14 protein-coding genes are annotated in these 20,385 nt (G+C 72.9%); 6 read left to right on the top strand and 8 right to left on the bottom strand.

All coding sequences use genetic code 11. From position 1 onward, the window contains the following. Nucleotides 1-59: 59 nt before the first annotated feature. Nucleotides 60-929 carry an aldo/keto reductase gene (locus ACQRUO_RS23785; protein ID WP_428318065.1) on the bottom strand — a complete coding sequence of 290 codons (870 nt, stop codon included), beginning with the start codon at nucleotides 927-929 and terminating at the stop codon, nucleotides 60-62. A gap of 178 nt (nucleotides 930-1,107) precedes the next feature. Here ACQRUO_RS23785 and ACQRUO_RS23790 point away from each other — a divergent pair, with 178 nt between their 5' ends. After that, nucleotides 1,108-1,734 carry a methyltransferase family protein gene (locus ACQRUO_RS23790; protein ID WP_428318066.1) on the top strand — a complete coding sequence of 209 codons (627 nt, stop codon included), beginning with the start codon at nucleotides 1,108-1,110 and terminating at the stop codon, nucleotides 1,732-1,734. A 100-nt stretch (nucleotides 1,735-1,834) separates the two neighbouring features. Further along, nucleotides 1,835-3,340: an alpha/beta fold hydrolase gene (locus ACQRUO_RS23795; RefSeq protein WP_428318067.1), complete on the top strand. Its 1,506-nt coding sequence runs from the start codon at nucleotides 1,835-1,837 to the stop codon at nucleotides 3,338-3,340. Nucleotides 3,341-3,393: 53 nt separating this feature from the next. Here ACQRUO_RS23795 and ACQRUO_RS23800 read toward each other — a convergent pair whose 3' ends face one another. The 3 genes from ACQRUO_RS23800 to ACQRUO_RS23810 are packed head-to-tail and all read right to left on the bottom strand — an operon-like array spanning nucleotide 3,394 to nucleotide 6,886. Next, a complete protein-coding gene (locus ACQRUO_RS23800; protein ID WP_428318068.1) occupies nucleotides 3,394-4,269 on the bottom strand; it encodes a geranyl diphosphate 2-C-methyltransferase in 876 nt (291 codons plus the stop codon). An 11-nt stretch (nucleotides 4,270-4,280) separates the two neighbouring features. Continuing rightward, nucleotides 4,281-5,447: a family 2 encapsulin nanocompartment cargo protein terpene cyclase gene (locus tag ACQRUO_RS23805; RefSeq protein ID WP_428318069.1), complete on the bottom strand. Its 1,167-nt coding sequence runs from the start codon at nucleotides 5,445-5,447 to the stop codon at nucleotides 4,281-4,283. A gap of 2 nt (nucleotides 5,448-5,449) precedes the next feature. Continuing rightward, the gene (locus ACQRUO_RS23810) at nucleotides 5,450-6,886 is read right to left on the bottom strand and encodes a family 2B encapsulin nanocompartment shell protein (protein ID WP_428318070.1); all 1,437 of its coding nucleotides are present in this window, start codon (nucleotides 6,884-6,886) and stop codon (nucleotides 5,450-5,452) included. A gap of 672 nt (nucleotides 6,887-7,558) precedes the next feature. Here ACQRUO_RS23810 and ACQRUO_RS23815 point away from each other — a divergent pair. Continuing rightward, nucleotides 7,559-9,172, top strand: coding sequence for a SpoIIE family protein phosphatase (locus ACQRUO_RS23815; RefSeq protein WP_428318071.1), 1,614 nt, complete (start codon nucleotides 7,559-7,561; stop codon nucleotides 9,170-9,172). 130 nt (nucleotides 9,173-9,302) lie between these two features. Next, the gene (locus ACQRUO_RS23820; RefSeq protein ID WP_428318072.1) at nucleotides 9,303-10,568 is read left to right on the top strand and encodes a phenylacetate--CoA ligase family protein; all 1,266 of its coding nucleotides are present in this window, start codon (nucleotides 9,303-9,305) and stop codon (nucleotides 10,566-10,568) included. 69 nt (nucleotides 10,569-10,637) lie between these two features. Here ACQRUO_RS23820 and ACQRUO_RS23825 read toward each other — a convergent pair whose 3' ends face one another. The 4 genes from ACQRUO_RS23825 to ACQRUO_RS23840 all read right to left on the bottom strand — a co-directional run bounded on the left by ACQRUO_RS23825 (nucleotide 10,638) and on the right by ACQRUO_RS23840 (nucleotide 17,778). After that, nucleotides 10,638-13,166 carry an acyl-CoA reductase gene (locus tag ACQRUO_RS23825; protein ID WP_428318073.1) on the bottom strand — a complete coding sequence of 843 codons (2,529 nt, stop codon included), beginning with the start codon at nucleotides 13,164-13,166 and terminating at the stop codon, nucleotides 10,638-10,640. Then, nucleotides 13,166-14,338 carry an acyl-protein synthase gene (locus ACQRUO_RS23830; protein WP_428318074.1) on the bottom strand — a complete coding sequence of 391 codons (1,173 nt, stop codon included), beginning with the start codon at nucleotides 14,336-14,338 and terminating at the stop codon, nucleotides 13,166-13,168. The genes ACQRUO_RS23825 and ACQRUO_RS23830 overlap by 1 nt, the downstream gene beginning before the upstream one ends. Further along, nucleotides 14,335-15,498: a GNAT family N-acetyltransferase gene (locus tag ACQRUO_RS23835; RefSeq protein WP_428318075.1), complete on the bottom strand. Its 1,164-nt coding sequence runs from the start codon at nucleotides 15,496-15,498 to the stop codon at nucleotides 14,335-14,337. The genes ACQRUO_RS23830 and ACQRUO_RS23835 overlap by 4 nt, the downstream gene beginning before the upstream one ends. Before the next feature lie 480 nt (nucleotides 15,499-15,978). Next, the gene (locus tag ACQRUO_RS23840; RefSeq protein WP_428318076.1) at nucleotides 15,979-17,778 is read right to left on the bottom strand and encodes an alkaline phosphatase family protein; all 1,800 of its coding nucleotides are present in this window, start codon (nucleotides 17,776-17,778) and stop codon (nucleotides 15,979-15,981) included. A 271-nt stretch (nucleotides 17,779-18,049) separates the two neighbouring features. Between ACQRUO_RS23840 and ACQRUO_RS23845 the strand changes: the two genes are divergently transcribed. After that, on the top strand, nucleotides 18,050-18,556 hold the full coding sequence (locus ACQRUO_RS23845; RefSeq protein ID WP_428318077.1) for a MarR family winged helix-turn-helix transcriptional regulator: 507 nt from the start codon (nucleotides 18,050-18,052) through the stop codon (nucleotides 18,554-18,556). 204 nt (nucleotides 18,557-18,760) lie between these two features. After that, nucleotides 18,761-20,385, top strand: a 1,625-nt coding sequence (locus tag ACQRUO_RS23850) for a sodium:solute symporter family protein (RefSeq protein WP_428318078.1), incomplete at its 3' end; no start/stop codon positions are given.

Raw genomic sequence — 20,385 nt, forward strand, 5'->3', positions numbered from 1 at the left:
GTCTCCAGAGCCCACGGAAGCGGGCCCGCAGATCCCGGCGGGCCCGGCTCCCGTTCGGCTCAGCAGGCCGCCGACAGCGCCGCGAACTCCTCGTCGCTCAGCGTGATCAGCGCGCCCGCGGTGTTCTCCTCCAGGTGCGCCACCCGCGAGGTGCCCGGGATCGGCAGCATCACCGGGGAGCGGCGCAGCAGCCAGGCCAGGGCCAGCTGGGCCGGGGTGGCGCCGTGCTCCTTGGCCAGCAGGTCGAGCGGCCCGCCGGGCTTGGCCAGCTCGCCGGTGGCGATCGGGTACCAGGGGATGAACGCGATCCCCTCGGCCGTGCAGTGGTCGAGCACCGCCTCGGAGCGGCGGTTGGCCAGGTTGTACAGGTTCTGCACCGAGGTGATCTCGGCGATGGTGCGCGCCTCGGTCAGCTCCTCGACGCTCACCTCGGAGAGGCCGAGGTGGCGGATCTTGCCCTCCTGCTGGAGCAGCACCAGCTCGCCGAGCTGGTCGGCCAGCGGGACGGCCGGGTCGATCCGGTGCAGCTGGTAGAGGTCGATCCGCTCGACGCCGAGGTGGCGCAGGCTGAGCTCGGTCTGCTGGCGCAGGTACTCGGGCCGGCCGACCGGGCGCCAGTCGTCCGGGCCGGAACGGGTCAGCCCGCCCTTGGTGGCGATCACCAGGTCGGCAGGGTACGGGTGCAGCGCCTTGCGGATCAGCCGCTCGCTGACGAAGGGGCCGTAGGAGTCCGCGGTGTCGATGAAGGTGATGCCGAGTTCGACGGCCCGGCGCAGCACCCGCACCGCCTCCTCGGGGTCCTGGGGGTCCCCCCAGACGCCGGGGCCGGTGATCCGCATGGCCCCGAAGCCGAGCCGGTGCACGGGCAGGTCGCCGCCCAGTGCGAAGGTGCCGGAGGCCTCGGCGGGGCGGGTCGTGCTGGAGGTCATGGAGTCGACTCCTGAGGTAGCTGGTACTCGTGAGGTAGCTGGTACTCGTGAAGTAGCTGGTACTCGATTTACTCGTGAGGTAGCTGGTACTCGGATCCGTGCGCCCGCCGATCTTGTCAGAGACGGTCCCGGCGCGCTGCGGCTTTCCGACTCGCGCTGCTGCTGGGAGGCTGGAGGCATGGACGCACTGCGGACGGCCACCGGCACGGTGGCCTGGATCTGCGTGGCGGTGTTCGTGATCGCCTGGCTGCTCGCGGCCGTGCACTTCGGTGCGCCGCACCGGGCCGCCGCCGGCCGCCGCGGCGGGCTGCCCGGGGGCTGGCTGGCCACCCGGCTGGCGGTGATCCTGGTGGTGGTCGTGGTGCGGGTGGTGGCCGGGCGCGGCGGCAGCATCTGGCACCACCTGGAGTACTGGCAGCCGGTGCTCGGGGTGCTCGGCGCGGTGCTCGCGGTGGCGGCGACCGCGCTGCTGCTCTGGGCCCGCTGGGTGCTGGGGCGGATGTGGGCGAGCGTGCCGCTGGTCCAGGAGCACCACGAGCTGGTGACCGACGGCCCCTACGCGATCGTCCGGCACCCGATCTACACCGGGCTGCTCGGGCTGGTCTACGGCGGCATGCTGGCCGACGCGTTCGGGGTGTGGGTGCTCTACGCCGTGCTGGTCACCCCCTGGCTGGTCAACCGGGTCCGGGTGGAGGACGGCCTGATGGCGGGCGAGTTCGGCGCGCAGTACACCGCCTACCGCGAGCGCGTCCCGGCGCTGCTCCCCTCGCCGCGCTCGCTGCGCCGGCGGCCGCCCGAGATCTGAGCCGCTGCTCGCCGCACGGAACCCGACGGACCCGGCTTGAACCTCCCCCTGGGGGAGCTCCTACCGTCCCGGTCATCCGAAGCGACGACAGGAGGCGGTCATGACGGCGTTCGTGCTGGTGCCGGGCATCTTCACCGGTGGTTGGGTCTGGCAGGAGGTGACCGAGCGACTGCGGGCGGCCGGGGCCGAGGTGCACCCGGCCACCCTGACCGGGCTGGGCGAGGAGCAGCGGGCGGCCGACACCGGGGCCGACCTGGAGACCCACATCGAGGACCTGGTCCGGCTGATCGACCGGGCACCGGCGGCGAAGCTGGTGCTGGTCGGCCACGACTACGGCATCCACCCGGTGCTCGGCGCGGCCGACCGCCGCCCCGAGCGGGTCGAGCGGATCGTCTACCTGGACGCCGCCCTGGCGCAGGACGGCGATCCGGCGCTGGTGACGCTCCCCGACCCCACGGTGCGCGAACGGCTGCTCGCCGGGGCCGCGCTGCCGGCGCCGACGGCCGGGGAGTGGGCCCGCTGGGGCAGCACCGCCGGACTGACCGACGCGGCGCTCGACCGGCTCGCCGAGCGCGCCGTCCCGCAGCCGACCGGCACCCTCACCCAGCCGCTGAAGCTGACCGGGGCGGTGGCCGGGCTGCCCACCAGCGGGGTGCTGTGCACGGGCGGCGGGATGACCATCGAGATGCTGCAGGGCCTGGTGTCCTCCGGCCACCCGCTGTTCAAGCCGCTGGCCGACCCGCGGGTGGGCTTCTTCGAGCTGGCCACCGGCCACTGGCCGATGCTCTCGGCGCCCGCCGAGCTGGCCGAGGCGCTGCTGGGCGCGGCGGCGGGCGAGGGCCACCGGCTGACCGCGCCGGCGGTGGAGGACTGGACGGCGCTGCCCTTCATCCTCCCCGACCTGCCGGAGCAGCCGCGCGAGCGGACCGGCCGGGTCGACCTGCACCTGCCCGCCGAGCCCGCCGCCCCGGGCCGGCGGCGTCCGGCGGTGGTCCTGGTGCACGGCGGCCCGCTGCCGCGGGACCAGCAGCCGACGCCGCGGGACTGGCCGCTGTACCGCGGCTACGCCCGGTACCTGGCCGGGCAGGGCGTCGTCGGGGTGGTCTCCGACCAGCGGTTTCACAGCCTGGCCGACTACCCCGTGGCGGCCGCGGACGTCGCCGCCGTGGTCGAGCTGGTGCGCGCCGACCCCCGGGTCGACCCGGACCGGATCGCGCTCTGGTTCTTCTCCGGCGGCGGGCTGCTGGCGGCCGACTGGCTCGCCGCTCCCCCGTCCTGGCTGCGCTGCGTGGCGGCGACCTACCCGGCCCTCGCGCCGCTGCCCAGCTGGGCGGCGGTCGGTGTCGACCCCCGGTTCCGCCCGGTCACGGCGCTGGCCGGCGCCGGGCGGCTGCCGGTCGTCCTGACCCGGGCGGCTCTCGACCAGCCGGAGATGGCCGCCTCGCAGGAGGAGTTCCTGGCCGCCGCCACGGACCTCGGCGCCGCCGTGGAGGTGGTCGAGGTGCCCGGTGCCCGGCACGGCTTCGAGATCCTCGACCCGACCGAGGAGGTCCGTGCGGGCCTGCGCGCCTCGCTGGCGGCGGTGCTGCGCCACCTGGTGGACTGACGCAGGCCGCAGCGCCGTTCCCCCGCCGCCGCGGCGGCGGGGGAACTCCGGTGTCAGGCCTTGTCGGCGGCGATCATCAGGTAGTGGAAGCTGCCCTCCTTGTAGGCGGTCAGGAAGGCGTCCTCGATGCCGCTGGCCACCTCGGACTTGGCGCGCAGCTCCCAGTACGGGATGGTGGCCTCGGTCAGGTCGACCACACTGATCGGGATCAGGCCGTTGGCGGCCATCGCGGCGAAGTACTCGCTGCGCGGGTGGATGTCGCAGATGTAGTGGGCGTCGATCTGGCTGACCGCCCGCGACGGCTGGTGGCCGTGCAGGTCGTTGAAGCAGCCGGTGATGGTGACGTAGCGGCCGCCGGGGCGCAGCACCCGGGCGTGCTCGGCGAAGAGCTTGTGCAGGTCGACGTACATGGTGCTCTCGTTGTTCCAGATGGCCTGGAAGGTGTCGGCCGGGAACTCGTTGTGCAGCATGTTGCGGAAGTGGAAGCCCACCTGGTCGGCCACGCCGCGCTCGGCGGCCTGGGCGTTGGCGAACTTCACCTGCTCCTGGGAGATCGAGACGCCGTCCACCTGGCAGCCGAACCGGAGGTTGGCCAGGAAGCTGGTGCCGCCGCGGCCGGAGCCGGCGTCCAGGATCCGGTCGCCGGCGCCGAGCGGGCCGAGCTGGTCGAGCAGGAACTCGGCCTGGGCGCCCTCCAGGCGGTGCAGTTCGCGGATGATCCGCTCCTGGCGGCCCGCCTCGTCGCCCTCCAGCACGGTCCAGTCGACCTCACCGATGCCGTAGTGGTGGTGGAAGGTGCCGCTGACCTCGCCGAGGCGGATGTTGACCGGGGCCTTCTCGTTGTTCCAGTACTCGGAGACGGACTTCTGGTACCGGGTGACGAGCACCTGGCCGGCGGCGTCGGTGGCGGTGGAGTCGAGCATGGTCATGGCTTTGGTCCTCACTGCTGGTGGTAACGGGGGCTGGCGGCGTGCCACTCTCGGTTCCCGCCGAGCCAGGCCCACAGGGCGGCCAGGTAGCGGGTGAGCAGCGGATCGCCGTTGGCGCTCAGCGCGGTGGCGGAGGCCTCGAAGGAGTGCACGAGTTCGTTGTGGATCGCGGCGGCGCGGCGCAGCGCCTCGGCGGGGGAACAGCCGTCCTCCGCGGCGATCACGGTGGGCAGGTTGTACTCCAGGCCCGCCGCGCCGCCTTCCTTGCGCATCGAGTAGATGTCGTTGAGCAGCACCGAGGCGAGCGCGGCCTGCAGGGTGGCGCGGCGCACCTCGGGGCTGCCGTAGACGGTGGCGGGCAGCTCGTAGCCGCCCAGCACGTCGACCAGGGTCATGCAGGGCAGGAAGCTGTTCATCTGACGGTTCGCCAGGTACTCCCAGACCGCCGGGAGCCGGCCGCCGATCCGCCAGCCGGCCTCGGCGTCCATGCCGAGGAAGAGGCCCGCGATCTCCTGGCGCAGCCGGCCGAGCTGGGCGCCGCTGGCGTAGGCGCCGAGCTGCTCGACCGAGTCGCCCAGCGCGTGCCAGACCGGCTGGGCGGCGAACGCCCGCCGCTGGGCGGCGCCGTGCTCGCCGGGCAGCCGTCCCGGGTCGACGGCGAACTGGGCGAGCATCAGCTGCGGGCCCAGCCGCTCGGGGTGGTCGCCGGCGGCGGCCTCGTCGCAGAAGTAGTCGTCGACCGCGAACTCGGCGGCCATGCAGCGGGCGGCGGCCAGCAGCCGGTCGGGGTCGTCGGTGTCGGGGTGGGTGAGCATGACCAGGCGGCCGTAGTCGGCGCGGCGGAACTTCTCCAGCTGGCCGGCGTAGATGCCGACCTGCTCGGCCCAGTGGACCAGCCGCTCGTTGACCTCGTGGCCCAGGGCCGGGTCGTCGCGCAGGTGTGGCGGGCAGTACAGCTCGGGCAACCCGCCGCGGGCGGCGGTGGGCGCCGCGCTCGGCCGTACCCCGGCCGCGGTCGCACCGGCCGCACCGGTCGGTCGCAGTCCGGCCGGGCTCGGGGCGGCCGGAGCGGACGGGCGGCGCAGCAGGGCGGCCGCGCGGGCCGCCGAGGTGCCGAGGCCGGTCGGCCCGCTCGGCAGGCGCCGGGCCGTGGTCGGGAGGGCGCTGGGCTCGACCATCGTCACGACCGCGCGGCGGCGATGTCGACGTTCTCCAGGATGCCGACCGCGTCCTGGACCAGGATCGCCACCGAGTAGTAGGCGGTGACCAGGTAGCGCATGACCGCCTTGTCGTCGATGCCCATGAAGCGCACGTTCAGGCTGGGGTCGAACTCGTCGGGGATCCCGGTCTGGTGCAGGCCGATCACGCCCTGGTTGTCCTCGCCGGTGCGCATCGCCAGGATCGAGGAGGTGTGCCCGTCGGTGATCGGGATCTTGCCGGACGGGAAGATCGGCACCCCGCGCCAGGCCGGCACCCGGTGGCCGTTGACCTCGGCCTGATCGGGGTAGATGCCGCGCCTGGTGCACTCGCGGAAGAAGGCGGCGATGGCCTTGGGGTGGGCCAGGAAGAGGTCGGTGCCGCGGCGCATGGCGAGCAGGTCGTCCAGGTCGTCCGGGGTGGGCGGGCCGGAGTGGGTCTGGATCCGCTGGTCGTAGTCAGCGTTGTGCAGCAGGCCGAAGGAGCGGTTGTTGAGCAGCTCCCACTCCTGGCGCTCGCGGATCTCCTCGACGGTCAGCCGCAGCTGCTCCTCCAGCTGGTTCATCGGGTCGTTGTAGAGGTCGGCGACCCGGGTGTGCATCCGCAGGATGGTCTGGGTGAGCGAGAGTTCGTACTCGCGCGGGGCCAGGTCGTAGTCCACGAAGGAGCCGGGGATCTCGGCCTCGCCCTCGTGACCGGCGGCGATGGCGATCTCGACCTCGCCCTTGGAGTTCACCCGGCGCTCGCTGGTGGCGATGAACTTGTCGATGTGCTCGCGTAGTTCGGCCGAGCGCTCGACCAGCTCCAGGAAGGCGTCCCAGCGCAGCGTCAGCATGGTGCCGGCAGTGGCGGCCTTGAGGGTGGCGCGCCACCGCGGCTCGCCGTGCGCCTCCAGGTCCAGCAGCGCCTCGTCGCCCAGGTGGTCGCCGTCGGCCAGCACGCCGACGGTCTTCTCCTCGTCGCCGTACTTGCCGGGGGCGATCCGCTCGATCTTGCCGTGCGCGATGACGTACACCTCCTCGACCGGCCGGCCGCGCTCGGCTATCACCTCGCCGTTGCGGAAGTCGCGCACCCGGAACCGGCCGGCCAGCTCGGCCAGCAGCGCGTCGTCGGCGAAGTCGCGCAGCACCGGCAGCTCGCGCAGCGTCTCGGGGATGATCCGTACGTCGTCGGCCCCGGCCTGGACGAAGGCCACCCGGCCGCGGCCGACGGCCAGCGACAGCCGGCGGTTGACCCGGTAGGTGCCACCGGAGACCTGGACCCAGGGCAGCTGCCGGATCAGCCAGCGGGAGCTGATGCCGCGCATCTGCGGGGCGGACTTGGTGGTGGTGGTCAGGGTGCGGGCGGCCGCGGTGCTCAGGCTGAACTGGCTGGTCGGGCTGCTGGCGGTGGCCGGGGCGACGGCCGGTTCGGTGGTCATGTGGGCTCCCGGGAGTCAGAACGGTGAAACGTAGAACGTCATGCGCATGCCAAGGAGCGCGCCGGCACGGCCGGCGGCGCAGCAGAGCAGGGGCGGGATGGGAAGCGGGACCGGGCTCGACCGGCCGAGCCAGACGTTAGCAAGGTCGGCTTCCCGGGAACCGCTGTACGAAGTGAACGCGCCAAAGCCGGAAGCCGCCCGCCGGCCCGCCGCCGATTCGACGAACGCACAGGTCAGAGCCGTCCGTCCGGAAACGGACGATGATCTATCGGAATGCGATATTCCGCTTACTCCGCGGTAACGGCCCGCCACGCACTGGCTTGATCAAGACCTCGCCGATCACGCTCGCGGGTCCGACGCTCTACAATCCGCGACCGCCGCCCCGCGGACCCCATCCAGACCACTGATGCACCCTCAGTCACCTGGCCCGCGCGGCCGCCTGATCGGCCGTCGCCGAACCGTCGCCCGCCTGACGACCGGTCAGCGGGGCGGCGCTCGGCGGCCGCGATTGTGTGCCACCCTGGCAGGCCAGGCACACTGGACCGCACTCCCGTGCGCCGGGTCCGCTCCGCCGGATCCGGTCGCGTTCGGTGGTAGCGGTGCGAGCACGGTCGGCGCGATCATGGGCAGGGTCGCGGGTTCGCCCGCGGGGCGCGAAGGCAGGAGAAGACGGTGCAGGCCGAGACCTCGGACCAGGATGCCGGCGCGGCGGGCAGCGGCACCGCCGAGCCGGCCAGAGCCGCCCTGCTGCACGCGGCACTGGACAGCGCGCCGGTGGGCCTGGCCGTGCTCACCCCCGAGCTGCGCTGGATCGAGGCCAACCTGGCCTTCCTGGCCCTTACCGGCTGCCCGGCCACCGAGCTGCTGCACCACCCGGTCGCCGACACCGCGCTGGCCGCCCTGGAGCCCGCACTGCGCCAGGCGCTGGCCGGCTCGCGCACCGCCGAGCTCGGGCTGCGCCCGGGCCTGACCCTGCGCTGCCGCCGGCTGACCACGGCCGGGGCGGTGGCCGGGGTGCTGGTCAGCGCCGATGCCGACGAGCAGGTCCGCTCCCGGCTCACCCTGCTGAAGACCGCCGCCGACCGGATCGGCACCACCCTGGACGCGGACACCACCTGCGCCGAGCTGGCCCAGTTCGCGGTGGACACCGGGATCGCCGAGTTCGCCGCCGTCGACCTGCTGCCCGGCGGCCAGGGCGGCGCGGTGGCCGGCCGGCTGCGGCTGCACCGGGCGGCGCTGGCGGCGAGCCCGGCGCTGCTGCCGCGACTGGTCGGCCTGGCCCAGCCGGGCGAGACGGTCCGCTACCCGCAGGACGCGCCCGCCACGCTGAGCCTGCTGGCCGGCCGCCCCACGGCCGGCGCCCCGCACAGCCCGCAGGCCACGGCGGCCGGGATCGACCGGCTGCTGGCCGTCCCGCTGACCGCCCGCGGCCGCACCGTCGGCCTGCTCTCGCTGGCCCGCCCGAGCGGCACCGCGCCGGGCTTCGGCGCGGAGGGCCTGGTGCTGATCGAGGACCTGTGCGGGCACGCCGCGATCAGCATCGACAACGCGCTGCGCTACTCCCGCTCACAGGGCGTGGCCCTGGACCTGCAACGGGCCCTGCTGGCCGAGCCGGCCACCCCGCACCCCAACCTCGAGCTGGCCACCCGCTACCTGCCCTCGGGCAGCAGCTCGGTGGTCGGCGGCGACTGGTACGAGGCGGTCCGGCTGCCGTTCGGGCGCACCCTGCTGGTGATCGGCGACGTGATGGGCCACGGCGTCGAGGCGGCGGTGGACATGAGCACCTACCGGTCGATGCTGCGCTACACCGCCAGCATGGACCTGCCGCCGCACCGGATCCTGCGCCAGCTGGACGCACTGATCTCGGAGAACGACAGCGCCCGCCCGGCCACCTGCCTGCTGGCCCTGGCCGACCCCAACCGGCGCCGCTGGACCTTCGCCAGCGCCGGTCACCTGCCGCCGGCACTGATCACCCCGGGGCTGCCGACCGAGCTGGTCCAGCTGCCCACCGGGCCGCCGCTGGGCAGCGGCCTGGCCGACTACGAGCCGCTCTCCCGCCCCCAGCTGCCGGGCCAGGTGCTGCTGATGTACACCGACGGCCTGGTGGAGCGCCGGCACGAGGACATCGACACCTCGTTGGCCCGGCTCGCCGAGCTGCCGCTGCCGGCCGCCGCGGACCTGGAGGACCTGCTGGACACCGTGCTGCACCAGCTGTCCGCCGTGCCGAGCGCGGAGAACCCGGCGCAGGACGACACCGCACTGCTGGCCGCCCGCGCCCGGGCCTAGGCGTTCCCGATGCAGGCCCGGGGAGTCGCCGCGTGGCTGACATCTCACGGCTGACTTGTCGTCATCTCTTCAGGGCAGCATGAAGTGAAGATATGATCATCACTCACGATGATCTTCTAAGGCAGACTCCATGACTGACCCTCAACTCGCCGATCTCGTCCGCTTCGTCCGCGACCGCTCCCCCTTCTACCGGGAGCACTACGCGGACCTCCCGAGCGACACCGCCGAGCTCACCGCCCTGCCGCTGATCGACCACGCCGTCTTCTGGAGCGGCCACGGGATCACCGACAGCACCGTCCTCACCGGCCCGCACACCGACGGCATCGTCTTCAAGACCGGCGGCACCACCGGCGCCCCCCGGGTCTCCTTCTACACCCGCGCCGAATGGCAGGCGATGGCCCGCCGGTTCGGCGACGGCCTGCCGGCCGCCGGGCTGCGCGAGGGCGACCGGGTGGCCAACCTGTTCTACGCCGGCGAGCTGTACTCCAGCTTCGTCTTCACCCTCAACCTGCTGCAGCACGCGCCCGTCCCCACCGTGCAGCTGCCGATCGGCGGCGCCGCACCGCTGGACTACGTGGTCGGCACGCTGCGCGACTTCGCGGCCACCGTGCTCGCCGCCCCGCCGACCTCGCTCTGCCGGCTGGCCCGCGAGGTGCTGGACACGGTCGGCGAGCTGCCCGGGATCCGGCTCGCACTCTTCAGCGGCGAGGCCTTCTACCCGGACCAACTGGCGCTGATGGCCAGGGCGTTCCCCAACTGCGCGGTCCGCTCGATCGGCTACGCCAGCGTGGACGCGGGCATCCTGGCCGGCCCGGTGGCCGGCGAGCCGGACGCCCGGGTGCACGAGGTCTTCACCGGTGACAAGGTGGTCGAGCTGCTCGACCCGGAGACCGGCGAGCCGATCGAGGAGCCAGGGCGGCCCGGGCGGGTGGTGGCCACCGACCTGGTGCGCCGGCTGATGCCGATGATCCGCTACCCGGTGGGCGACCTGGCCGAGTGGGTGGACTTCCCGCGCCGCCGCTTCCGGCTGCTCGGCCGCTCCGAGGAGGGCGCCCGGGTCGGCCCGGTCACCGTCTACCTGGAGGACCTGCGCACCCTGGTGACCGACGCGGACGAGGCCGGACGCGTCGAGGGCGTACAGGTGGTGCTGCGCCACCACGACGGCCTGGACCAGCTGGTGCTGCGGCTGGCCGACAACGCGCCCGCCGCCGCCGGCCGACCGGAGCTGGCACGGACCCTGGCCGATCGGCTGGAGCGCTCCCGCCCGATGTTCGCCGACCACGTGGCGCGCGGGCTGATCCACCCGCTGGCCGTGGAGTGGGTCGGCCCGGACGGGCTGAGCATCAACCCGCGCACCGGCAAGGCGATCCGGCTGCTCGACGAGCGCCTCGGCTGACGAGCCGCCGGAGCGACACGCGAACGGGGGTGCCGGCTGCGGCCGGCACCCCCGTTCGCGTCGCGCGGATCAGCGGTTGCGCTCGCGCAGGTCCAGCACCTCGCGCAGCTTGCCACTGCTCGCGGTGCGCTCGAAGGACTCGGCCGGCAGCGCCTCGACCCGCAGCTCCACCAGTCTGTCCCGCTCGACCGCCGCGGCCAGCTCGAGGTACCCGTCCAGGAACGCCCGGACCGCCGCCGACTCGGTCAACTCGGCTTCGTCGACCTGCTCCAGACGGACCGTCAGGGTCTCCTGCGCCCGCTCGTCCTCGGCCAGCACGATCTGCAGCGCACCCCGGTGGCCCAGGTCCTCCTCCGCGACCTGGGTGAACCTCCGGTAGTTGAGGAAGTGACTGCCGCTGCGGAAGATGTCGCCGAACCGCCCCAGCAGCTCGAACCGCGGGGTGCGCCGGCCGCACGGGCACTCCCCGGGCACCCAGCGGCCCAGGTCGCCGATCTCGTAGCGCTCCAGCCGCTGGCCGCGCCGGGTGTGGCCGGTGAAGACCAGCCGACCGGCCGCGCCCTCGGGGGCCGGGCGGTCCTCGTCCAGGTCGAGGATCTCCAGCGTCTGCAGCCCGCTGAACAGGTGGTGCACCCGGGCCGGGGCATTGGCGCACTGGTAGCCCAGCGGCCCGGCGTCCACGCTGCCGTAGGCGGCCGAGCGGATCAGCTCCACCCCGAACTCCTCGCGCAGCCACTGCTGCTGGGCCGCCGGGAAGTGCTCGCCGCCGAAGAAGACCTTGCGCACCCCGCGGTAGGCGCGCAGCTCCTCGGCGCCCTCGGTGAAGACCCGCAGCAGGTAGTTGGGCATCCCGAACAGGGTGTCCACCCGGTGCTCGACGATCGCCCGGGCGACCAGCGCGTGGTCGTCCTGCGCGGCCATCGGGAACTGCACCGCCTGCAGCGTCTCCAGCACCGAGAAGAAGCTGTTGTACCCGCCGTAGAGCAGCCCGCCGAAGAACAGGTTCATCGCCCGGTCGCAGCGCACGTCGAAGCCGGCCGCGAGCAGGCCCTCGGCGCCCGAGCGCATGTGCTCGTGGTAGTCGTCCCAGGCGAAGGCGGACAGTTTGGGCGCGCCGGAGCTGCCGCCGCTGCGGAAGAAGACCTCGGCCCGGCTCAGGTCGCCCTGCAACTGCTCGAACTCGGACTTGGGGGTCACCGCGACCGGCGGCGGGGCCAGTTCGCGCACGCCGATCAGGTCGTCCAGGCAGGCGTCGGCGGAGAACCGGACGTCCAGCTGGGCGTCCACCCGGCGGCTGTAGCGCTGCAGCGCGTAGACCCCGTCGTGCGGCTCGCCGTCGTAGGAGCCGAGCATCTGCCCCGGCACGGTGACCCGCTGGGCGCCGGCGGCGAGCACCAGGTCGGCCAGCGCGGCGGTGTCGGCGCGGTCGGCGCCGATCCCCACCGTCTGCAGGTAGCGGCGCATCGGGCGCAGCACCTCGAGGATCCGGGTGCGCGGCAGCGGCTTGACCCAGACCGTGCGGTGCAGCGGGGAGGCCCGCAGCGCGCTGCGCAGGTCGGCCAGCACGTGCCAGCTGCCGTCGGGGGCGGCGTGCACCCGGGTCAGCCCCAGGTGCTCCTCCAGCCCCGCCACCACCACGGTGTTGCTGATCTCGGCGCTCTCCAGCAGGTCCCGCTCGCGCGGCCCGAGTTCGGCGGTGGCCTCGGCCAGCACGGTGGCGAACCGCTCGGCGAAGGCGAAGACCTGCTCCGGGTCCTCGGTGTCCAGGTAGACCAACTGCGGGCTGGCGCAGGCCTGCTGGTCGAGCCGGCAGATGTCGGCGGCGATGCCGCGCAGCGCGGCGGCGTCGTCCCAGGCGTGGTCGGTCAGGTAGGCGAAGGAGAGCTTGGGGCCCCAGTCGACCAGCCGGGCGCCGGCCGGCAGCAGCGCGGTCACCCCGGCCAGCGCCTCCTCGCCGCCCCAGGCGGCGACCGCGTCGGCGGGCGCGAGCAGCTGGGCCAGCCACTCGGTGCGGGCCGAGGAGAAGGCCAGCGCGATGGTGCGGGCGGCGATCGCCCCGGTGGGGTCGAGGTCGGCCAGCTCGTTCAGCAGCAGCTGGGTGAAGCGTCCGGAGCCGCTGGTCTTGGCCGCGTTCACGTTGCCGGCCAGCAGCCCCTCCAACACGCTGAGGGCGCCGGCGGCGGGCGCGTTGCCGGGGGCGATGTGCACCAGCAGGCCGACCGGCAGCCAGCCCTCGAAGATCTCCCGGCGGAAGTCGAAGCGGGCCAGGCGGGCCGGGTCGATGCCGCCCAGCTCGCGGATCAGCTTGGTCTCCAGCGCCTCGCGGCCCAGCGCCTCGGCGAGGTCGTGCAGGGTCCGCTCGATCTCGGCGGCGGGGATGCCGTCGTGCACCAGCTCCTCGGTGAGGACCTTGACCTGCCGGCTCTCGGGGTCGCCCAGCGCGGCGGCCAGCCGGTCGCAGGCGCCCAGCACGGTCAGCGGGCTGAGCCGCGGCTGGGCGAGGACGCGCTGCACCGTCTCGTCGAGCCGGGCCAGGCGCTGCTCGGCCTCGGCGTCGTCGATGAACTCGCCCTGCCAGTAGTGGATCCGATCGGTCATCAGGACTTCCCCTTGAGCAGTTCGGCGGCGGCGATGGCGCAGCTCTTGTTGCGGCTGAGCCCGGCCCGCCCGTGCACGGCGAACCAGGGCGTGGGCAGGCCGCAGCCGCACTCCTCGGGGGCATGCTGCGAGACCAGGTCACCCATCAGCACCGACTGGGCCGGCACCGAGGTGATGTAGGGCGAGACGAACTGGGCGTAGCCGCGCTCGCCGTACCCGAGCGGCGCGAGCGTGCGCACGTCGCGGACCAGCATCCGCGACCAGGTGGGCACGTGCAGCCGGTGGTGCTTGCACTCCATGTAGAGCACCGAGTGCTCGACCGCGCCGTAGCCGTCGCGGATCCGCTCGTCCGGGATGCCCAGCTGCTCGTGGATCCGCCGGTACAGCTCCGGCTTGGCCACCTGCTTGTCGGCGTGGCCCTTCCAGCCGCCGCCGAAGACCACCAGCGACCTGGGGTTCAACGTCACCGGCGGCAGGCCGAGTTCGCGCATCCGGTCCAGGGTGAAGGAGAGGAAGGCGGGGAAGCCGAGGATCCGCACCGGGGCGCCCTCCTCGGCGTAGCGCAGCAGGGCCCGGACGCAGCCGAAGGGGTCGAACTCGTGCCCGCTGCCGGTGTGCTTGAGCGCGTACTCCACCGAGCGGACCGGCGCGAAGTGGCAGAGGTACTCGTCGGTGAACGAGGTGCCGAGGTTCAGGCCGGGCCGCGGCTGGTAGTTGGAGAGCAGGTAGTTGACCGGCTCCTCCTCGCCGAGCCAGCCGTAGTGGTCGAAGACCCGGGCGACCATCCGCTGGCCGTTGCGCAGCGTCCAGGCGTCGAAGAACATCTGCGACTTCTGGCCGGTGGTGCCGGAGGAGGTGACGTGCAGCTTGACGTCCCGCTCCGGGATCGAGACCACCTCGTGCGCCTTGAAGAAGTTGGCGTGCACGAAGGGCAGTCGGGCCAGGTCGGCGACGTCGGCCAGCGGCTCCTTGGCGGCCTCGCCGGCCGCGAGGAGCTTGGCGAAGAACGGCGAGCGCTCGGCGTGCCAGGCGTTCGACTCGTTCATCGCGGCGGCGAACAGCCGGTCGTGCTCGGCGGAGACCGCGTAGGGGTCGGCGAGGTCGCAGAGCCGCTGGACGTGCGGCAGCGCCTCGGGGTCCGGGACCTGGACCGGGTCAAGGTAGTTGCTCACTGGAACACCCCGTGCGTGTTGAGGTACTGCTGCTTCCACAGTTCGATGTACTGCTCGGTGAAGGGCTGGAAGGCCGCGTCGATGGACAGGCCGCGGAAGTCCAGCGGCTGCAGGCTGCGGGCCAGCACCACGTAGTCGCGCCAGCCGTCGCCCTGCCGGCGCATCGCCGGGTAGGCGGCGGCGGGCAGGAAGCCGTGGGCGAGCAGCAGGCGCAGGTCCTCGTGGCGGTCCAGCGGCACCAGCGCCTCCAGGTGCGAGGCGCCGGCCTCGGCGAGCTTGCCGATCACGGCGTCGAAGACCTCGGCCAGTCCGGCCAGGCCCGCCCCGCTGCCGGGGGCGGCGCCGATCAGGGCGCAGTAGCCGTCCGAGCGGTTCAGCTGGGCGTAGACCTCGTGGCGGCCGTCGGCCGAGGTCAGCATGGTGTTCGGGGTGTGGAAGGGGTAGAAGCGCTGTTCCGGGTCGGGCAGCGCCTCGGTGGTGCGGCGGCGCACGAAGCTGGGTGCGTCGATCAGCTCCAGATCGGCGGTGCCGGCGCCGTGCTGGCGCTTCGGCAGCGGCTCGTGGTCGAGGTCGGGCAGCAGCTGCTCGGGGCGGCCGACGGCCTGGTGCAGGGCCTGCACCAGGTCGGCCAGACCGGCCGGCACCCGCTCCACCGGCAGCCGGCGGTCCAGCACCTCGGGGCGGTGCTTGGCGAGCAGCACCATGGTCTCGTGCCGCTCGGCCTTGCGCAGGTTCGGGAAGATGCCCAGGGCCCGGAAGCCGGCGGCCAGGCAGACGCGCTGCGGCGCGGTGGAGTTGGTGCGCGCGGTGGCGTAGACCGAGTCGGCGCCCGACTCCCCGGCCAGCAGCCGGTCGGCGAGCTGCCGGACCGCCTGGTGGGCCAGGCCGGTGCCGCGGGCGTCGGGGTGCACCACCAGGCCCTGGAGCTTGCCGAGCCGCTCCACCGGGTCCGTGGTGCCGATGATGGTGGCGACGATCCGCCCGGTGTCCGCCTCGCGGGCGGCCAGCCAGGTGGTCTGCGGGGAGGCGATCTCCCGGGCCATCACCTCGGGGTCGGTGCCGATCGGCAGGGCGTAGCTGGTGCCGTAGACCTCGCGGTAGAGCGCGAGCAGCCCGGATATGTCGTCGAGTTGAACAGGCGCGAATTGTTGAAGTATCAAAATATCTCCCCAGGGTTGCTGACGCTCCGCGGGTCGACGCGTTGCATCGTGCAGGAAGTCCTCGCGATCGAATGCGCAGGCCCTCGTGGGGATTGGGTCGCACCCGGAAATCCGCGGTGGGCGGTTTCCGCGCCGCTGCCGTCGGGATGGGGGTGCCCGGCGGCGGCTCGGCCGATTGGAGGAGACGATCGCGGATGGCGCGACCGCCTGCTTCACACTAGCGCGCAGAACCTGCACTTGATGAACAGTCAGCACACGTACCGCACTGGTGGACGGTCGGATGCGATGGAGGTCACAGCCCGGGGAATGCCGCGGCACCTCATTCCAGCCGGGGTTGCGCAGTATTTCGGCCAGATTACGGAGACCGCACCGGCCGCACCCGATCGAGCCCCGGGGAATGCGGAAACGCGAACGGCCGGCCCCACCCCGCACAGCAGGGGTGGAGCCGGCCGTCGACGGCGCGCCCGAACGGCGCGCGGTTCAGCTCACGGTGAGGTTGAGCGGACCCGCGAGCGCGGTGTAGCCGTCGTTGTAGAGGTACCAGACGCTGTAGGCGCCGGCACCGTTCAGCTTGCCGGTGTCAAAGGTCAGGCTGCCACTGGCGTTCGGCGCGTACTGCCAGGTGATCGAGGACTGCGAGCCGGGGGTGACGCCGGTCGGGTAGATGCCGATCCAGTTGGTGGAGCTGGTGGTGCCGGCCGGCGTCGAGTACTGGAAGGTGACGCTGGAGCCGTCCGGCACGCTCGGCGTAGCGGTGGTCAGGGTGCTGGTCGGCGCCGGGGCGGGGGCGGAGCTCGGCTGGAAGGCGTCGTTCAGCGGGGTCGCGTAGGTGTCGTTGGCGGTGATGCCGGGCAGGCCGAGCGCCGCCTCGATGGTGCGCGCGGTGCTGTAGTGGTCGTAGCGGGTGGTGCTGGTGGTGCCGGCCGGGACGGTGCCCTGCGAGCCGTCGACGATCGCGGCCACGTGGTTGCCCGGCTCGCTCTCGTCCTCGTCCCAGGTGACGATCAGCAGCGACTTCTGGGTGGTCCAGGCCGGGGACTGCATGATCGGGGTCAGCGTCTGCTTCAGCCAGGCGTCCTGGGTCTTCAGGCTGGTGGCGTTGCCGTTGCCGGAGGCCTCGCCGTCGTTGTAGTCGTCGGCGGCCAGCCAGGAGAAGTTCGGCGTGGTGGCGGTGGACTGCAGGTCGGTGGCCAGCTGGTTGGTGTCCACCAGGTGCCCGGCGCAGCGGCTCGCGTTGCCGCTGACGTCGGTGTAGTTGAAGAAGGGCGCGTCGTCCGGCTCGTAGTACGAGTCGTTGTTGTTGCTGGTGTTGCAGGGGGTGCCCATGCCCTGCTCGTAGGCCTTCCAGCTCTTGCCGGCGGCCTCCAGCGTGTCACCCAGGTTCTGCTTGGGGTCGTTGATGTTGGGGAAGTAGGTGGCGCCGGTGGTGTAGGTGTCGCCGCCCGCGACCGCCAGGTAGTTCTCGTCGCTCGGGTGGTAGACGCCGTGGTAGTCGTTCAGCGAGGCGCCCTGCGACATCAGGCTGTGGATGAACGGGGTGTCGCCCGGGTCGCCCATCACCTGGTTGTAGTCGGTGTTCTCCATCATGACCATGAAGACGTGGTCGTAGCCCGGCACCGCGGAGACCGGGGGCGCCAGGGTCGGCGCGGTCACCGGGGTGTCCAGGGTCAGCGAGAGGTTGTCCAGGTAACCGGCCTCGCTGGCGCTGCTCTGGAACTGCACCTCGACCTGGATCGAGCGGGTCCCGGCCGGGACGGCGCCCTTCAGGTCGCGGGCCAGCAGCTCGGTGGTGTTGGAGCGGTCCGCGGCGGTGACCGTGGGCAGGTTCGCGGTGGAACCGAGCTGGCCGCCGGACGCGTTCTGGAACTGCAGCGAGACCTGCACGTGGCCGGCGTAGGTGGTCCAGCCACCGAGCCAGCCGGACAGGTCGTACGAGACGCCGCCGGCGTCGATCGCGCTAGCCGCGGAGGAGACGTTCACGGTCTGCACCATCGCGCCGTCACCCTGGCTGCCGGGCGCGAAGAAGGCGTTGCCGGGCGCGGGGCTCGCCGGGTGGCCGATGCTGCCGACCGCGTAGCACATCACGTTCGGGCTGCCGGAGAGTACGCTCCAGCCCGGCATGGTGGTGGCGGCGGTCCAGTCCTTGGTGCAGTACCCCGCCTCCGCGTCACCGTTCACGATCAGGTTTCCGCTGCTGGTCGCGGCGCTCGCGGGCTGCACGGCGAGCAGTCCGCCCAGCAGGGCGACGACCGCCAACAGCGCTCGCCAAACTCGTCTCATCTCCAGTGACCCTTCTCAGTCCGGGGCGACCATGGGTGGTGCCGCGTCATCGTTGCGGCCCCGGCTGTCCGCGGGGCGAACACCGGGCCAACGGGTCCTGGCCGAAATGGCCAGGATCCGAGGGGAGTTGTATAGACAAGATGGGTCCGCGGCGGCTCACCGCCGGGCAGGGCCCGGGAAAGCACCACTGTGCCGGACGGGCAGGCCGGACAATTCGCACCACAAAGCAGCGACCGGGCGGGCTGTGAACAAACGGGCGTAGTCTGAACAAATGGGAAAGGCCGAGGACGGGCGGCCGGGGGTGGTGCCGGCACTGGTGCGCACCTCGTTCCTGGTGGACTCGGTCTACACCGCGGCCGCCCGTGACCACGGGATCACCCCCCAGCAGGGGCAGCTGCTCTGCGTCCTGATGGCGCATCCCCACGGCATGGGCGAGCTGGGCGAGGTGCTGCACCTGGCCCGCTCCAGCCTCACCGGGCTGGTCGACCGCACCGCCCGGCTGGGCCTGGTCGCGCGGAGCACGGACGCCCGCGACGCGCGCGCCGTCCGGGTCGCGCTCACCGCGCCGGGCAGCGAGGTCGCCGCGGCCTTCTACCTCGACACCAGCCGCCGGGTCGCGGCGCTGGGCGCCGACCTGGCCCCCGCCGAGCGGGCCCGGCTGGCGCAGCTGCTCTGGCAGGTGCTGGCGGCGAACGAGGTGCCGGAGGTCTTCCTGGCCCCGGCGGCGGGCGGCCCGGCCGCCGTGCCGGACGAGGGGGACACGCCCACTCCCGGGTGACAAGCGGCGGCCGCAGCCCCGCAGCGCTGCTAGAACGGGCTCCCGAGGGGGTGAGGTCCCGTGATCGACCTGGCAGCACCGTTCCCGGCCGTCCCGGCCCTGCACGCACCGGCCGTCCTGGCCCTGCACGGACCGGCCGTCGCGGTCGCGCCCGCGCCCGGCGTCGGTGCCGCACCGGCACCAGCGCCGGCACCGCTGCACGAGCTGGCCGCCGCCACGCTGCGGCTGGACGCCCGGCCCATCGACTACCTGCTGCTCTGCCTCTACTTCGCCATGGTGCTCGGGATCGGCGCGCTGGCCCGCCGCTCGGTCTCCTCCAGCCTCGACTTCTTCCTCTCCGGCCGCTCGCTGCCCGCCTGGGTGACCGGCCTGGCCTTCATCTCCGCCAACCTCGGCGCGGTGGAGATCTTCGGCATGACCGCCAACGGCGCCCAGTTCGGCCTGCCCACCGTGCACTACTACTGGATCGGCGCGATCCCGGCCATGGTCTTCCTCGGCCTGGTGATGATGCCGTTCTACTACGGCTCCAAGGTGCGCAGCGTGCCCGAGTTCCTGCTGCGCCGGTTCGGCCCGTTCGCGCACCTGGTCAACGGGCTCAGCTTCGCCCTCGCCCAGGTGCTGATCGCCGGGGTCAACCTGTACGCGCTGGCCACCGTGGTCAACCTGCTGCTCGGCTGGCCGCTCTGGGTGTCGATCATCGCCGCCGCGGTGATCGTGCTCGCCTACACCACGCTCGGCGGGCTCTCCGCGGCGGTCTACAACGAGGTGATGCAGTTCTTCGTCATCGTGGCGATGCTGGTGCCGCTCACCCTGGTCGGGCTGCACAAGATCGGCGGCTGGCACGGGCTCACCACGCGGATCCGGGCGACGAACGTCGACGCGGCGGCCCAGCTGCACTCCTGGCCGGGCAGCAACCTCACCGGGATCGGGCACGCGGCGCTCTCGGTGATCGGCATCGTCTTCGGGCTCGGGTTCGTGCTCTCCTTCGGTTACTGGACCACCAACTTCGCCGAGGTGCAGCGCGCGCTGGCCGCCCGCAGCATGTCCGCGGCCCGCCGCACCCCGCTGATCGGCGCCTACCCGAAGGCGCTGATCGCCCTGGTGATCGTGGTCCCGGGGATGCTGGCCGCGGTGCTCTCCCCCGAGCTGGCGGCCTACAAGGCGAGCGGCGGCACCCTGGGCAACGGGGTGACCTACAACAACGCGATCGAACTGCTGATCCGCGACCTGCTGCCGAGCGGCATGCTCGGGGTGGCGATCACCGGCCTGCTGGCCGCCTTCATGGCCGGGATGGCCGCCAACGTCAGCTCGTTCAACACGGTCTTCACCTACGACCTGTGGCAGGCCTACGTGGTCAAGGACCGGCCGGACGCCTACTACCTGCGGGTGGGGCGCACCGTCACCGCCCTGGGCTGCGCGATCGCGATCGGGACGGCGTTCATCGCCAGTGGCTACAACAACATCATGGACTACCTCCAGACCCTGTTCTCCTTCTTCAACGCGCCGCTCTTCGCCACCTTCATCCTGGGCATGTTCTGGAAGCGCACCACCCCGGCGGCCGGCGGCCTCGGCCTGATCGCCGGCACCGCCGCGGCCTTCACGGTGGACCAGCTGAACCGGCACCAGGTGCTGCACCTGTCCGGCCAGGGGCCCAGCTTCGTCGCGGCCAGTGCCGCGTTCGTGGTGGACATCGCGGTCAGCGTGGCGGTCTCGCTGGTCACCCGGCCGCGACCGGACCACGAACTCGTCGGGCTGGTCTGGTCCCTGACACCGCGTGGGGCACGCGGCGGGACGGCCGGCACCGCCGCGGCGGCGGGCCGGCGCGGGCC

This window comes from Kitasatospora sp. LaBMicrA B282 (genome assembly GCF_050325825.1).
Classification (GTDB): domain Bacteria; phylum Actinomycetota; class Actinomycetes; order Streptomycetales; family Streptomycetaceae; genus Kitasatospora.

What these genes read in the sequence shown, in the direction of transcription:
- ACQRUO_RS23785 (WP_428318065.1), bottom strand. Translation starts at nt 929, where the DNA reads ATGACCTCCAGCACGACCCGCCCCGCCGAGGCCTCCGGCACCTTCGCA.
- ACQRUO_RS23845 (WP_428318077.1), top strand. Translation starts at nt 18,050, where the DNA reads ATGGGAAAGGCCGAGGACGGGCGGCCGGGGGTGGTGCCGGCACTGGTG.
- ACQRUO_RS23820 (WP_428318072.1), top strand. Translation starts at nt 9,303, where the DNA reads ATGACTGACCCTCAACTCGCCGATCTCGTCCGCTTCGTCCGCGACCGC.
- ACQRUO_RS23795 (WP_428318067.1), top strand. Translation starts at nt 1,835, where the DNA reads ATGACGGCGTTCGTGCTGGTGCCGGGCATCTTCACCGGTGGTTGGGTC.
- ACQRUO_RS23800 (WP_428318068.1), bottom strand. Translation starts at nt 4,269, where the DNA reads ATGACCATGCTCGACTCCACCGCCACCGACGCCGCCGGCCAGGTGCTC.
- ACQRUO_RS23790 (WP_428318066.1), top strand. Translation starts at nt 1,108, where the DNA reads ATGGACGCACTGCGGACGGCCACCGGCACGGTGGCCTGGATCTGCGTG.
- ACQRUO_RS23840 (WP_428318076.1), bottom strand. Translation starts at nt 17,778, where the DNA reads ATGAGACGAGTTTGGCGAGCGCTGTTGGCGGTCGTCGCCCTGCTGGGC.
- ACQRUO_RS23805 (WP_428318069.1), bottom strand. Translation starts at nt 5,447, where the DNA reads ATGGTCGAGCCCAGCGCCCTCCCGACCACGGCCCGGCGCCTGCCGAGC.
- ACQRUO_RS23825 (WP_428318073.1), bottom strand. Translation starts at nt 13,166, where the DNA reads ATGACCGATCGGATCCACTACTGGCAGGGCGAGTTCATCGACGACGCC.
- ACQRUO_RS23810 (WP_428318070.1), bottom strand. Translation starts at nt 6,886, where the DNA reads ATGACCACCGAACCGGCCGTCGCCCCGGCCACCGCCAGCAGCCCGACC.